The organism is Pseudomonas sp. ANT_J28, assembly GCF_008370005.1.
GTDB classification, from domain to species: domain Bacteria; phylum Pseudomonadota; class Gammaproteobacteria; order Pseudomonadales; family Pseudomonadaceae; genus Aquipseudomonas; species Aquipseudomonas frigoris.
In genome coordinates this window covers 64,736-77,971 of sequence record NZ_VOBM01000010.1, presented here as the reverse complement: position 1 = coordinate 77,971, position 13,236 = coordinate 64,736, and the positions used below count along the sequence as shown (strand labels likewise).

Annotated in this window: 14 protein-coding genes and 1 pseudogene; 8 read left to right on the top strand and 7 right to left on the bottom strand. The window is 57.4% G+C overall.

What is annotated here, in order from left to right; genetic code table 11:
- Positions 1-273 precede the first annotated feature (273 nt).
- A complete protein-coding gene (locus FQ187_RS09375; RefSeq protein ID WP_134419154.1) occupies positions 274-1,482 on the top strand; it encodes an ammonium transporter in 1,209 nt (402 codons plus the stop codon).
- Here the strand turns inward: FQ187_RS09375 and FQ187_RS09370 are convergent.
- Positions 1,479-3,191, bottom strand: a complete 1,713-nt coding sequence (locus tag FQ187_RS09370) for a monovalent cation:proton antiporter-2 (CPA2) family protein (RefSeq protein WP_149629244.1) — start codon at positions 3,189-3,191, stop codon at positions 1,479-1,481. The genes FQ187_RS09375 and FQ187_RS09370 overlap by 4 nt on opposite strands.
- A gap of 208 nt (positions 3,192-3,399) precedes the next feature.
- Between FQ187_RS09370 and FQ187_RS09365 the strand changes: the two genes are divergently transcribed.
- From FQ187_RS09365 to FQ187_RS09355, 3 genes are all read left to right on the top strand, one after another.
- Entirely contained in the window at positions 3,400-3,636 is a 237-nt protein-coding gene (locus tag FQ187_RS09365; RefSeq protein ID WP_149629243.1) for a glutaredoxin family protein, read from the top strand.
- Positions 3,637-3,805: 169 nt separating this feature from the next.
- Positions 3,806-4,123: a transcriptional regulator gene (locus FQ187_RS09360; protein WP_149629242.1), complete on the top strand. Its 318-nt coding sequence runs from the start codon at positions 3,806-3,808 to the stop codon at positions 4,121-4,123.
- A gap of 71 nt (positions 4,124-4,194) precedes the next feature.
- A complete protein-coding gene (locus FQ187_RS09355) occupies positions 4,195-5,085 on the top strand; it encodes a pseudouridine synthase (protein WP_149629241.1) in 891 nt (296 codons plus the stop codon).
- A gap of 88 nt (positions 5,086-5,173) precedes the next feature.
- Here the strand turns inward: FQ187_RS09355 and FQ187_RS09350 are convergent, their stop codons facing one another.
- Together FQ187_RS09350 and mobA are read right to left on the bottom strand one after the other, a co-directional pair.
- A complete protein-coding gene (locus tag FQ187_RS09350) occupies positions 5,174-5,395 on the bottom strand; it encodes a YgdI/YgdR family lipoprotein (RefSeq protein ID WP_033059146.1) in 222 nt (73 codons plus the stop codon).
- A gap of 76 nt (positions 5,396-5,471) precedes the next feature.
- Complete coding sequence (mobA, locus tag FQ187_RS09345) at positions 5,472-6,074, bottom strand: molybdenum cofactor guanylyltransferase MobA (RefSeq protein WP_149629240.1); 603 nt, start codon at positions 6,072-6,074, stop codon at positions 5,472-5,474.
- Positions 6,075-6,155: 81 nt separating this feature from the next.
- On the opposite strand from mobA, the gene moaB reads away from it, so the two are divergent.
- Both moaB and glp read left to right on the top strand, forming a co-directional pair.
- Positions 6,156-6,695, top strand: coding sequence for a molybdenum cofactor biosynthesis protein B (gene moaB, locus FQ187_RS09340; RefSeq protein ID WP_149629239.1), 540 nt, complete (start codon positions 6,156-6,158; stop codon positions 6,693-6,695).
- On the top strand, positions 6,679-7,905 hold the full coding sequence (gene glp / locus FQ187_RS09335; RefSeq protein ID WP_149629238.1) for a gephyrin-like molybdotransferase Glp: 1,227 nt from the start codon (positions 6,679-6,681) through the stop codon (positions 7,903-7,905). The genes moaB and glp overlap by 17 nt, the downstream gene beginning before the upstream one ends.
- A gap of 60 nt (positions 7,906-7,965) precedes the next feature.
- Here the strand turns inward: glp and FQ187_RS09330 are convergent, their stop codons facing one another.
- A complete protein-coding gene (locus tag FQ187_RS09330) occupies positions 7,966-8,280 on the bottom strand; it encodes a hypothetical protein (protein WP_149629237.1) in 315 nt (104 codons plus the stop codon).
- A gap of 229 nt (positions 8,281-8,509) precedes the next feature.
- On the opposite strand from FQ187_RS09330, the gene yegS reads away from it, so the two are divergent.
- Positions 8,510-9,427, top strand: a complete 918-nt coding sequence (gene yegS / locus FQ187_RS09325; protein ID WP_149629236.1) for a lipid kinase YegS — start codon at positions 8,510-8,512, stop codon at positions 9,425-9,427.
- Here yegS and FQ187_RS09320 read toward each other — a convergent pair.
- The 3 genes and pseudogenes from FQ187_RS09320 to FQ187_RS09310 all read right to left on the bottom strand — a co-directional run bounded on the left by FQ187_RS09320 (position 9,411) and on the right by FQ187_RS09310 (position 11,775).
- Entirely contained in the window at positions 9,411-10,070 is a 660-nt protein-coding gene (locus tag FQ187_RS09320; protein WP_149629235.1) for a response regulator transcription factor, read from the bottom strand. The two genes, yegS and FQ187_RS09320, sit on opposite strands and share 17 nt — an antisense overlap.
- Complete coding sequence (locus tag FQ187_RS09315) at positions 10,067-10,960, bottom strand: sensor histidine kinase (RefSeq protein ID WP_149629311.1); 894 nt, start codon at positions 10,958-10,960, stop codon at positions 10,067-10,069. Before FQ187_RS09315 ends, FQ187_RS09320 begins: the two co-directional genes overlap by 4 nt.
- 343 nt (positions 10,961-11,303) lie before the next feature.
- Positions 11,304-11,775, bottom strand: a pseudogene (locus FQ187_RS09310) (hypothetical protein).
- 461 nt (positions 11,776-12,236) lie between these two features.
- Here FQ187_RS09310 and FQ187_RS09305 point away from each other — a divergent pair.
- Positions 12,237-13,172 carry a chemotaxis protein CheV gene (locus FQ187_RS09305; RefSeq protein ID WP_149629234.1) on the top strand — a complete coding sequence of 312 codons (936 nt, stop codon included), beginning with the start codon at positions 12,237-12,239 and terminating at the stop codon, positions 13,170-13,172.
- Positions 13,173-13,236 lie beyond the last annotated feature (64 nt).

The following is a 13,236-nucleotide window of genomic DNA, read 5'->3' as shown; positions in this document are numbered from 1 at the left end:
GAGTATGAGCCTTGCGCGAAGGTTCAGTACAAATGACTGGTACAACTTTTGCTACGTCGTGGTGCGTCTGTCTGCGACCGTTGCGCTGTTGCTGGGCAGGATTCGAGCAAAACCTTATCTCAAATAATGAAAACTCGCGCAAAGGTTCCAACCTTGTGCGCCAAAGCGGCTCATCGAGATCAATCTGCTGATCCCGGCAAGTCGCAAATTGGTGCATGAATTGTCTGCGCGAACTGCTTTGGTGCTTTTTTAGCCTTCAGGTCTGCCAACCCCATGGAAAATCTGCAAAGCGCTGTGGACAGTCTGGTCCATAGCTCCAATACGTTGTTCATTCTGATCGGCGCGGTCATGGTGCTGGCGATGCACGCCGGTTTCGCCTTTCTTGAAGTCGGCACGGTTCGACAAAAGAACCAGGTCAATGCCTTGTCGAAGATCCTCAGCGACTTCGCCATTTCGACCCTGGCCTACTTCTTTATAGGCTATTGGATTTCCTATGGAGTGACTTTCATGCAACCGGCGGCTGTGATCAATGCTGATCATGGCTATGGGCTGGTGAAGTTTTTCTTCCTGCTGACGTTTGCTGCGGCGATACCCGCGATCATTTCCGGCGGCATCGCCGAGCGTGCCCGGTTTGTCCCGCAGTTGTGCGCGACGGCGCTGATCGTGGCGTTCATCTATCCGTTCTTCGAGGGCATGATCTGGAACGGCAACTTTGGCCTGCAAGCGTGGTTGCTGGAGCACTTTGGCGCCAGCTTCCATGATTTCGCCGGCTCGGTGGTGGTCCACGCCATGGGTGGTTGGCTGGCTCTGGCGGCGGTGTTGTTGCTCGGGCCGCGCAATGGTCGTTATCGCGAAGGGCGACTGGTGGCGTTCGCGCCCTCGAGCATTCCCTTTCTGGCGTTGGGGTCGTGGATCCTGATCGTTGGCTGGTTCGGTTTCAACGTGATGAGCGCGCAAACCCTGCAAGGTGTCAGCGGACTGGTGGCGGTGAACTCGCTGATGGCCATGGTCGGCGGTACCGTGGCGGCGCTGATCGTCGGGCGCAATGACCCGGGCTTTCTGCATAACGGCCCGCTGGCCGGGCTGGTGGCGATCTGCGCCGGTTCCGATCTGATGCATCCGGTGGGCGCGCTGATCACTGGCGTCATCGCCGGCGCACTGTTTGTCTGGTGCTTCACCGCGGCTCAAGTCAAATGGCGCATCGACGATGTGTTGGGGGTTTGGCCGTTGCATGGTTTGTGTGGCGTCTGGGGCGGAATCGCCTGCGGCATTTTCGGCCAAAGCGCGTTGGGTGGGCTGGGCGGCGTAAGTCTGATCAGCCAGTTGATCGGCACTGCGTTGGGGGTGGTTGTGGCGCTGGCTGGTGGCTTTGCCGTGTATGGCGCGATCAAGGCGTTCCATGGCTTGCGCCTGAGTCAGGAAGAAGAGTATTACGGCGCTGACTTGTCGGTGCACAAGATTGGCGCTGTGAGCCAGGACTAGTTCTCTTCGTCGTCAGCGCCAGGATAGAAACCGTGCAGCAGACGATAGCGGTCGTGCCGAATCTGGTCGGCCCGCTCCTGTACCTGATGCGCGGGTAATCCCAGCATGATCAGCGCGTGGGAGGCGAGCATCAGGCTCGACTCCAGCAGTTCGGGCACGACTTCGCTGGCGCCGGCTGCCTTCAACTCGGCCAGCTGGCTGTCGTCGCGTGTGCGCACCAGAATAGGCACTGTCGCGTTGAGTCGCCGCGCTTCCTTGAGGATCAGCAAAGCGATGTCGGTCTGATCCACGGCGATCACCAGCAGCCTGGCGCGCTCCAGCCCTATCGCGACCAGCAGTTCACCGCGGCGTGAGTCGCCATAATGCACACAGGTTTCACCAACGGCGGCTTCGTGGACACGCACCGGATCAGTATCCAGTGCGATATAGGGTTGCTGCGCATTGCGTAGTGCGCGTCCGATTGACTGACCTACACGACCATAGCCACAGATCACTACATGGTTATGCAAGTCGGCGTTGAGTGCGCTGATTTCCTCGAGTTTCGCTTCTTCATTGGGCTTGCGGTGCAGACGCGTGGCGACGTGGGGCGCGGCGCGCAGCAGCAACGGCGTGGCCAGCATCGAACAGAAGGTCGCCGCCAGCATCAGACCGCCAAAGTCCGCGGGCATCAGTTTGTTCTGCTGCATCTGTGCCATCAGCGCAAAGCAGAACTCGCCGCCCTGGGCCAATGCCAGGCCGCTGCGCCAGGCGGTTTCGCCATCGCTGCCACGCCATTTGACCAGCAGCGCAACGACACTGCCCTTGAGCAGCAACAACCCCAGGGTCAGGCCGAGAATCAGCAGGCCGTGGCTGGCGAACAACTGCAAGTCGATCAGCATGCCGATACTGACGAAGAACAGCCCGAGCAGGATGTCGCGGAACGGGCGGATGTCGGCCTCGATCTGGTGCCGGTAATGGCTTTCCCCCAGCAGCATGCCGGCGAGAAACGCACCCAGGGCAGGGGAGAGACCGAGCAGGTGCGTCAGCCACGCCGTCAGCAGAACAATGACTAGCGCCAGTAGCACGAACAGTTCCGGGGAACGGGCAGCCGCCACTTCATGGAACAGCCGCGGCAGCAACCAGCGACTGGCCAGCAGCAGGCCGACGAACAATACGACGGTTTTACCCAGCGTCAGTGGCAGCGCCCAATACCAGGCCTGGTCGCTGCTGCCAGCGAACACCGGCACCAGGGTCAGCAGCAATACCGCCACGACGTCCTGGAACAGCAACACGGCAATGGCATTCCGGCCGTGACTGCTGAAAATCTCGCCGAGACTGCTCAGCTCTTTACTGACAATGGCCGTGGAAGACAGCGACAGGCCGGCGCCGAGTAACAGCGCGGGCGTGATCGGCATGCCGAGCAGCATCAGCAACCCACCTAGCAGCATCCCGGAACACAGCACCTGCAGACTGCCAAGCCCGAACACCACTCGGCGCAACACGAGCATTTTCGACAGGGAGAACTCCAGCCCGAGGGAGAACAACAGGAACACCACGCCCAACTCGGCGAGGTCCGGCAGCTCTGCGCTTTCATTCACCCAGTTGAATGCTGTCGGCCCGATCATCAGTCCCACGCACAGGTAACCCAGCACCGGTGGCAATCGCAGGCGCTGGAACAGCGCAATCACCAACAGGGAGGAGGCGAAGATGATCAACAGGTTGGCGAACACGAAAAACTCCGGTGATGAGCGCTAACAATTCAAGCGTAGAGGCAAATAATCCGTGAGCATCGCGCAATGGGTATTGAAGACGCCTGATGTGCGTCAGCGTCTTGCCGTGATCTGTTGCCGTTATGGCCCAAGGGTAGAGCATTCAATGGCTCGACGGCTTTTCGGGGCTGGCCTAGAATGATGACTTAATTTTTTCGGTTGAGCGCTCATGCTTCCTGAATGTCAGCTGTTCGGCACCCTTGGGTGTCATCTCTGTGAAGTGGCCGAAGCCATGCTGATGGAATTTGTCGAGCGCGGTCTGCTGGTGGAACTGGTGGATATCGCGGACGACGAAACATGGTTCGAAGCTTACAGTCTGCGTATTCCGGTATTACGACGGGTCGATACGGGTGCTGAGCTGGGCTGGCCGTTCAGTGCCGATCAGGTAGTGGCGTTCCTGGGTTAAGCGGTTGTTGCGGTGGCGGTGTTCCCGCCTGTCGAACTTTGCGATGGATCCCCTTGGCTTTACCGGTACTGATCGGATACTGTATGCGTATACAGTTATTCGTGATACCTGCCTTGCACCCCTGGTTTTCGGGTTTGGGCAGGCGGTCCGGGCGTGAGAGGGATGAATTGTGGTCAATGTCGAACAATTGAAGAACAGCGTGAACCGGATGTCGGCGGACGTGGTGCGCGAGGCTGTCCTCGAATTGCGTCTGGATGGCCTGGTGACAGAAGGGAAAACCCCCTTCAATAAACTGCACTTCAATACCTGTTTCGCCGAAATCGAAGCCTTGTTCCAGCGCGCGGGCTATCACAGGCAGTTGGATGTCGTGGGCTATCAGGGTTTGTTGTATGCGCTTTATGACCCTGGTCGATGGGAGGCGGTTGATGTGCTGCGCTGGCTCAAGGAGTTCACCGAAGCGGCAGCGCGCAAGCAGATACCGGCTTGAGGATTCTCTTCTAGGTTCGTTCCCACCGCTGCTGGATAATGCCGCCCTGTATTGAGGGTTAGAACTTTCGTATGTCCACTTCATCTTTTTCTGCTGCACACAACCAGGCCAGCACGCTCTACTTGCCGCCTGGTCCGTGGCAGACCGTGCTTGATTGTCTGTGCGAACACTTCAGCGCCATCGGTCGTGAGCAATGGCTGGACAGAATCGCTCGCGGTCGTGTCCTCGACGGTCACGGCATGCCGATCGCCCTTGATCTGCCTTACAAGGAAGGCTTGCGGATTCATTATTTCCGTGAGGTGCCGGACGAAAAGCCGATCCCGGTGGTCGAGTCGATTCTGTACGCGGATGAGCATCTGGTCGTGGCGGACAAGCCACATTTTCTGCCAGTGACTCCCGCGGGTGAATACGTGGAGCAGACCCTGTTGCGACGGCTTATCCGTCGACTCGATAACCCGCATCTGGTGCCTTTGCATCGCATTGACCGGCACACAGCGGGGCTGGTGCTGTTTTCCGCCAACCCTCAGAGCCGTTCTGCCTATCAGTCGTTGTTTCCTACACGGCAGATCGAAAAGCGCTACGAGGCAATAGCGCGAGCGTTGCCTGAACGCTCTTTTCCATTGGTCCATAAGAGTCGGCTCATCGATGGTGAGCCTTTCTTCCGCATGCAGGAAGGTCCGGGCGTCAGCAATACCGAGACGGCTGTCGAAGTCAGGGAGAAGAACGGTGATCTCTGGCGTTATGCGCTTTACCCGGTGACGGGCAAGAAGCATCAGTTGCGGGTGCACATGACAGCCTTGGGCGCCAGCATCTGCAACGACCCGTTTTATCCGCAGGTACTCAAGGATGTTGAGGATGACTATGCCAATCCTTTGAAACTGCTCGCTCAGGGGCTGCGGTTTGTGGACCCGGTAACCGGCCAGGAGAGAACATTCGAAAGCAACATCACCCTGCAGTGGTAATCACGAGGTTCAGCGAATTTGCTGATCTTCAGCCACGAAAAAGCCCGCATAAAGCGGGCTTTTCCATATCCGGTTATCACCGCAAAAATTACAGCTCTTTAACGGTACGAACCTGATCCTTGTTGATGCGGGTCTGCTTGCCATCCAGTTGTTCGAATTCGTAGAAACCGGAATCCTTATCGAACTTTGGCGCGTCGACAGCCTGGATTTCTCGACCGTCATTCAAGGTGATCACTGTTGGCGATGCGCAACCGGCGAGGGTAGCGAGGCCCAGTGCGAGCATGAAAGTGGCGAGGGTCCGTTGAGTCATGAGTGTGTCTCCGAATATGAATTCTTTTGGTTACTGAGCTTGAGACGTGTACAGCGCGTGCAAGTTCCTTCTCCTGTCAGTCTGACACAGAGTTGTGGGCACTTAACAGTTCGGGTGTGTTGAGGTTGGCCAGGCGTGGATCATTGTCGGGGCATTGCAGGGCCGTAGCGCCCAGTTTGCGCATGAGGCGACCCGGGCTGCGTTCACCGTCGTTCCAGGCGCTTTCGATATCGGCCGAGAGCGCCACGGGGATGATGCACAGCAGAGGTTCCCAGTGTTCGCCATGGCGAAGCATCAGCGGTTGGTCCGGGTGCTGGCTGGCGGAGTCGCGCATGCTATTGAGCAGCGCGGCGTCTATACGTGGTACGTCACAAGGCAGCACCAGCAAATGCGCATGGCGGGCGGCCTTCAGGCCTGCGCGAATACCGGCCAGGGGGCCAGGAAAGTCGCCTTCATCATCATGAACCAGCTGGTCGGCGTAGGGCGCGTACTTTTCCAGGTTTCTGTTGCAGGAGATGATCAGGTCATCGCTCAGTGAACGGGTCTTGCGGTGCAAGTGGGCAATCAATGGCTCGCCGTGCCATTCCAGCAGCCCTTTGTCCTGACCGCCCATGCGTTGGCCACGACCACCTGCCAGGAGCAGAATGGAACAGGGCGGCAAATGTGTATTCGAGGTCATGGCAGGTCTCCATGGGGGCGGCGAAAAAATGAGGCGCTGTGATATAACACCGGGCTGTTTCTCCTACAACTGGATGAGCCTATGAAAGCCAAGGCTGATGTACCTTTCGCACCGCTCAACATCGCGGTGCTGACGGTCAGCGATACCCGTACCCTGGAAACCGATACCTCAGGCCAGGTCTTCGTCGACCGTTTGAGCGCTGCCGGTCATAACCTGGCGGCCCGGGTTCTACTCAAAGATGATCTCTACAAAATTCGCGCGCAAGTCGCCAACTGGATTGCCGACGATGTCGTGCAGGTGGTGCTGATCACTGGCGGTACCGGTTTCACGGGACGCGACAGCACTCCGGAAGCGGTGAGTTGCCTGCTGGATAAGCAGGTCGACGGTTTTGGTGAGCTGTTCAGGCAGATATCGGTGGCAGATATTGGCACCTCTACTGTTCAGTCCCGTGCCCTGGCAGGCTTGTCCAATAGCACGCTGGTCTGCTGTTTACCGGGTTCGACCAATGCCGTGCGCACCGGTTGGGATGGCATTCTTGCCGAGCAGCTGGATTCGCGGCACCGCCCGTGTAACTTCGTCGCTCATCTCAAACAGGCGGCACCCTGTGAATCCCGCGGGTAAGCCAGGCAAGACTGGCAGTCTGATGGCTGTCGAGGTGGCACTGGCACGCTTGCTGGCAATGGCCGAAGCCTCACCGATCCGTGAGCGTGAACGCTTGCCGTTGGCGCAGGTTCAGGGCCGGGTGCTGGCCGATGACCTGATCTCGACGCTGGATCTGCCACCTTGGCCCAACAGTGCCATGGACGGCTATGCCTTGCGCGTGGCCGACTGGACTGGAGAGCCACTGGTGGTCAGCCAGAAGATTTTTGCAGGTCAGGCCCCGGAACCCTTGAAGCCTGGCACCTGTGCACGAATCTTCACCGGTGCGCCAGTGCCCGCTGGTGCAGATTGCGTCGAGATGCAGGAAAACACCGAGGTTCAGGCGGATGAGCGAGTACGTTTCACCGAAACCATGGCTCCAGGACAAAACATTCGTCCTCAAGGCCAGGAAGCTACTGTTGGTGAATTGATTCTGCCAGCCGGCACGCGCCTCGGGCCGATCGAACAGGGGTTGGCTGCATCGCTGGGATGCGCAGAGCTGGACGTGATTCGCAAGGTTCGCGTTGCTGTTCTGTCCACCGGGGATGAACTGATTGAACCGGGTCAAGCGCTGGGGCCGGGACAGATCTACAACAGCAATCGAGTGTTGCTGTGCAGTTGGTTGCTGCCCCTGGGCTGTGAGGTGATCGATGCCGGAATTCTTCCGGATGATTTAGCGACCACCCGCACTCAACTGGGTGAATTGAAAGATGTCGATCTGATCCTTTCCACCGGTGGTGTCTCGGTGGGAGAGGCTGACTTTCTAGGCATTGCCTTGCGTGAAGAGGGCGAGTTGACGTTGTGGAAACTCGCCATCAAACCCGGCAAACCGCTGACATTCGGGCATTTTCGCGGCGTGCCTGTGATTGGTTTGCCTGGCAATCCGGCTTCAACGCTGGTGACCTTTGCTTTGTTGGCAAGGCCCTATCTCTTGCGCCGACAGGGTGTAAAAGAGGTTGAGCCCCTGAAGTTTCAGGTGCCTGCGGGGTTTGCATGGCCAAAAGCAGGCAATCGACGCGAGTACTTGCGCGGACGTCTGGAGAATGGCCGGGCAACTATCTACAGGAATCAGAGTTCTGGTGTACTGCGTAGCGCTGCCTGGGCTGATGGTCTGGTTGAGGTGCTGGAGGATCGCACGCTGATCGAAGGTGACTACGTGGGCTTCATCCCGCTGAGCGAAGTCCTGAGCTGACTCCTGCCGCTGGCTTACTGCGCAAACCCGGTTGATCGAACCGGGTTTTGCGTTCATGGCTTACCCTGGGTGAGCCAGGAGTGTCACGACCTGGTCGAAACGGCTATTGGCGATCCAGGCCAAGACCCCGATGGCGACGGCTGTTCCAATAGCCGAATAGGCAAGCCTGTGTTTTATGGATTTGACGTCACTACGGACTTCATCCATGTCTCGTCGGATGTATTTGAGGTGCGTCTCCAATTCAACGACGCGAGATTCCATAGCAGCTTCTCCAATGGACTTTGCGCTGTTTTTGAATTCAGCTTGATGATCGGCGCGTTTTTCTGCGAACGGTGCAACCGGAATGACCGGTGACCTGATCTCTTGGCTTTGCATGGCACGTCCCTGTGTAGTTCCTGCTGATATTTGATAACTGCAGGCGCCAAGGTGTACCAATCGCATTGGTTGGTCAATTGAGCCGATTCCTCACGTCTTGTAAGAAAAAATCCCGCCTTGTAGGACGCCATAGGTCTCGACTTCAAATAATTCAAATTTTTGCGACTTTTATGCGGTAAGACGAGGTCAACATCTCCCATACGGAACTCAATCATGGGAGTGACAACTAATGAACGAACGCAAGGCGCTGTTGATTCTGCATGGCAAGCAAGCGCTCAACGAGGCGGTTCGCTCTGCCGTTGTGGACAAGCGCAAACAGGGTTGGGAGCTGGCCGTTCGAGTGACTTGGGAAGCGGGCGACGCACAGCGTCTGGTAGATGAAGCGCTGGCGGCAGGCTACACGCAGATCATCGCAGGTGGCGGTGACGGCACCTTGCGTGATATTGCCGAAGCCTTGGCGGCGCATTCGACGCAGGCCAGTCTGGTACTGATGCCCTTGGGGACCGCCAATGATTTTGCGCGTGCCGCCGGCGTGCCTCTGGAACCCGCGCAGGCGCTGGAACTTCTCGACATTGCACCGAGCGCCATTGATCTGGGGGAGGTCGGCGGCCAAGTGTTTCTTAATATGGCCACGGGCGGTTTTGGCAGTCAGGTCACTGCAAACACCTCGGAGGACTTGAAAAAAATCCTCGGGGGCGCGGCTTACCTGTTCACCGGTTTATCGCGCTTCAGTGAGTTGCACGCAGCCTATGGCGAGTTGCAGGGGCCTGATTTTCAGTGGAGTGGCGAGCTGTTGGCATTGGGCATCGGCAATGGCCGGCAGGCCGGCGGTGGACATGTGTTGTGTCCAGACGCGCTGGCTGACGACGGTCTGCTGGACATCAGTATTCTGCCTGCGCCGCAGGAAGTCGTCGGCATCTTGAAAACCCTGCTGGCCGATGGCTTCGGCATCGACAACATGTTTGTGCGAGTCCGGCTGCCATGGGTCGAAATCAAGGTCTCGGAAGGCCTCTACATCAACCTCGATGGCGAACCGCTGGAAGGCGACAACTTGCGTTTCTCGGCACGTCCAGCGGCACTGCGCGTGCATTTGCCTAAACACTCGCCGCTGCTGGGGTCATCGCAATCGATCAATCATCCAGGCTGATGATCTGCTCGCGAACGGCGAACAGCACCAGACCCGCCACATCGTAGATCTGCAAGCGCTTCATGATCTGCGAGCGGTGGGTTTCAACGGTCTTGATGCTAAGGCCCAGGCCATTGGCGATTTCCCGGGTAGATTTTCCGCGAACGATCAGCCTAAGGATTTCCAGCTGACGCGCCGTCAGGTTGTGCGAGTCTGCAGGTTCCGGCTGGTTTTTCTGAGATCGGGTCAGCGCCTGGTTGATGACGGTGTGGGCGATGGCCGGGCTCAGGTAGCGTTCGTTGTTACGCAAGGCATCCAGGGCATGTTCGAGCTCGGTAGCCGTGGTGTCCTTGAGCAGGTAGCCATGTGCACCGGATTCCAGTGCCTGCATGATGAGTGCAGGATCGGTGTGCATCGACAGGATCAGCACCTTGCTCTGCGGGCGTACTCGCTTGAGTCGCTGCAATGCGTCAAGGCCACTGGTTTCCTTCATGGAAATATCCAGCAGGATGATGTCGGGGGACAGCTGTTCGACCATCTCGAGCAACTGCGAGCCGTCATTGGCCTCGCCGATTACCGCGTAGCCGGGAATATCCAGCACCAGAGCGCGCACGCCTGCCCTGATAAGCGAGTGGTCATCCACCAGAAGTAAGTTACAAGTCAAGGCATAACCTTATTCGTACTGGCCCGTTCGAGCGCGCGGGGCGCCCAGGGGAAGAGTGCTTCGATTTGAGTGCCTTTGCCCGGCTCGCTGGTCACGTTCAGAGTGCCTCCCAGCTGATTGATCCGTTCCGACATCCCTGCCATTCCACGTTGCCCCTCTCGACCTGGATCGGTCGCTGGCGCGAATCCCAGGCCATCGTCACTGATCAACAGTGTCAGGCCCTGAGGCAGACGTTGCAGGCGGACCAACAGATTTTTCGCTTCGGCATGGCGCAATATATTGGTCACCGCTTCCTGGGTGATTCGAAAGGCAGCCAGCGTCATTTCCTCCGGTATACCGGCCAAACGCTGATGGCATTCCAGGCTCCAGTGCACCGGCGTGTTGGCCAGCGTCTTGAGTAAATGCGCCCGCAGACTGGCTTCCAGCCCGAGACTGGTCAGTTGCCTCGGATTGAGAACGGCCGATACGTCTCGCACTTTGGTCAGGGTTTCTTCCAGCGTGTCACAGAGCACCGAACACTGTCCCTGTAGTGCTTCGGGCATTCGGCGCTTGAGCCAGTCGCTTTGAAGTTTTGCCGCGGTCAGCAATTGGCCGATGTCATCATGCAGTTCCCGACTGAGCCGGTGACGTTCGTTTTCCTGAACCTCCAACAGTCGGTCAGCCAACTCCTGGGGTTGAAACTTTATCGACTTGCGCGAAAGACAAAACTGCACCCAGACGCAGGCCAATGCGGCGATATTGAGTACCAGCAGACTCAGCGGCAGGCGAGTGGACAGGCTATAAATCAGCAGGCTGCCAAGCGCCGAGCAGGTACACAACACAAGCGTGACCAAGCGCGCGTTTTTTGGGGAGGGTGGCCTTAGGCGGATTGACTTGAGGCTGGCGTACATAGCGGATGGAGCCAATGGATGTTCGCTGCGGGAAGACCGGTCATCGTGGATGACGGGTCTCTGTCTGGAGTCACTCTGCCATTATTTGACGTCAACTAATGGGCGGCATAATACCACTTAAGATACCGTTGGTCGCGTTTGGTATATATGTCTGCAGCGTCAGGAAACAAGAGGTTATGGACGGCAGTTCCATAATGGAAAAAGTTGGGTGCAGGAATGGTTTATTGCTTTTTGAGTTGTCGTTAGCAGGTATGAAATATTGAATTGCGACATGACCCCGTTAAATTCAGAGAGGCGGTCATGGCAATAAAAATTCGGAGCGCCGCATAGTGCTCCGATAAGTTCAGGCTTGCCGTCCCGAATAGGAAACGAGTGTGAACGGTTTGGAATTAGCGGGGGGGCTGAAGCTGACCGTGTCCGACCTGAAAGGCGAAGGCCTCGATCAGGGAGGTCTGTTCACTGTCATCAAGGCTGAGTTGGCCGGTCTTCTGATCGATAAGCTCGAGTTGCCAGGCGATCAGCGTCAGGCAGTCTTTCAGTGCACCCAAGGCCTGGTCGTGCAAAACCATGTGGTTCTGGGCGTGGCTCAGCAAGCCATGAATGTGCAACGAAAACTCCGAAACGGCTGCCAGAGCCAGCGCATCAGCCTTGTTGGCCAGTTTGAGCAGGGTGCTAAGCATGCAGTCGATGGCGTCCTTGTCATTGCTGATCAGTTGCAAATGACTCAGGCATTCCTCGGTTTTAACCAGGAGTGTTTCAGCTTCAACGAGAAATTCCGGGAGCCGTTGAGTCCACTCTTTACGATCGTTCGGCATGCTTATCTCCACAACGTCATGTCAAATGAGGGAATGTCGTGTGTGTCGACGAGGACGATCAGAGTCCCGGCATTGCCATGCCGTCGTGAGATCGCGCGCCGGCCAGTCTGGCTGCAGGCTGGGGAACTCGATAGGGTGGATGGCCACTTACCTGCGATCGCACACAAAAGCCTGACTCCGTTCATGCAATGAGAATGGCGTCACATTAATGGCTATTGGATATTGCGAATATCAGGTTGGACCTGATTGCTACTAGGGGAATCCCTTACACGGGGGAACCAACCGAACGAAACGAGGTCTCGCGGCAGGCAATGAGGCAGATGAAGTCACTTGGCTAGTAAAGCATGATGTTAATGTGACATCAATGTTTGATCGTGGCATTTTACAGGGGGTCAAGATCCGGCAAAAACAGCCGATAACCCCCTTTAGTGAATTCATCAGAACAAGCCCAGGAGTCATTGATGGCCGGCATTCTCGACACGGTAGACCAACGCACGCAACTGGTGGGTGAGAATCGCCTGGAAATTCTCATGTTCCGGCTGGCCGGACGGCAATTGTTCGCGATCAACGTGTTCAAAGTGCAGGAAGTGCTGCAACTGCCGAAGCTGACCCTGATGCCCCAGCGTCATCCGTATGTCTGCGGTGTGGTTAATTTGCGTGGCCAGACCCTGCCGGTGATCGACCTGTCCCAGGCCATTGGTATGCGTCCGCTGGTGCCAAGCCCGACCAGTACAATCATCGTCACCGAGTACAACCGTTCGGTGCAGGCGTTCCTGGTCGGTGGCGTGGACCGTATCGTCAACATGAACTGGGAAGCCATTCTGCCGCCGCCGGCCAGCGCCGGTCGTCAGCATTACCTGACGGCCATCAGCAAGGTCGACGACCAGTTGGTGGAAATCATCGACGTCGAAAAAGTCCTCGCGGAAATCGTCCCGTACAACGCCAAGGTCTCGCGCGACAAACTCGACGATCCGGTTCTGGAACGTGCCCGTGGCCGTGAAGTGCTGCTGGTGGACGACTCGAACGTGGCGCTGTCGCAATTGCGTGACACCCTGGGTCAGTTGGGCGTGAAGATGCACATTGCCAGCGATGGCTTGAAGGCACTGAACATGCTCAAGGCCTGGGCCGATACCGGTGTGAACATGACCGACAAACTGCTGATGGTCTTCACAGACGCGGAAATGCCGGAAATGGACGGCTATCGCCTGACCACGGAAATCCGCAACGACCCGCGTCTGCGTGGCCTTTATGTGGTTCTGCATACCTCGTTGTCCGGCAGCTTCAACGACTCGATGGTGAAAAAGGTTGGCTGCGACAACTTCCTCTCCAAATTCCAGCCGGACAAACTCGTCGATGTGGTGCGCCAGCGTCTGATGCTTGATGAAGTACCTGCCTGACACCACCCGCAAAGGCTGACTTGACGTCAGCCTTTGATTCGGCGATCAAGCTCGTATAGGGTGG

Excerpts from the sequence above, each read along its gene's own strand:
- FQ187_RS09375 (WP_134419154.1), top strand. The coding sequence starts at position 274 with ATGGAAAATCTGCAAAGCGCTGTGGACAGTCTGGTCCATAGCTCCAAT.
- FQ187_RS09365 (WP_149629243.1), top strand. The coding sequence starts at position 3,400 with ATGCTTCCTGAATGTCAGCTGTTCGGCACCCTTGGGTGTCATCTCTGT.
- FQ187_RS09355 (WP_149629241.1), top strand. The coding sequence starts at position 4,195 with ATGTCCACTTCATCTTTTTCTGCTGCACACAACCAGGCCAGCACGCTC.
- FQ187_RS09350 (WP_033059146.1), bottom strand. The coding sequence starts at position 5,395 with ATGACTCAACGGACCCTCGCCACTTTCATGCTCGCACTGGGCCTCGCT.
- mobA (WP_149629240.1), bottom strand. The coding sequence starts at position 6,074 with ATGACCTCGAATACACATTTGCCGCCCTGTTCCATTCTGCTCCTGGCA.
- moaB (WP_149629239.1), top strand. The coding sequence starts at position 6,156 with ATGAAAGCCAAGGCTGATGTACCTTTCGCACCGCTCAACATCGCGGTG.
- FQ187_RS09330 (WP_149629237.1), bottom strand. The coding sequence starts at position 8,280 with ATGCAAAGCCAAGAGATCAGGTCACCGGTCATTCCGGTTGCACCGTTC.
- yegS (WP_149629236.1), top strand. The coding sequence starts at position 8,510 with ATGAACGAACGCAAGGCGCTGTTGATTCTGCATGGCAAGCAAGCGCTC.
- FQ187_RS09315 (WP_149629311.1), bottom strand. The coding sequence starts at position 10,960 with ATGTACGCCAGCCTCAAGTCAATCCGCCTAAGGCCACCCTCCCCAAAA.
- FQ187_RS09305 (WP_149629234.1), top strand. The coding sequence starts at position 12,237 with ATGGCCGGCATTCTCGACACGGTAGACCAACGCACGCAACTGGTGGGT.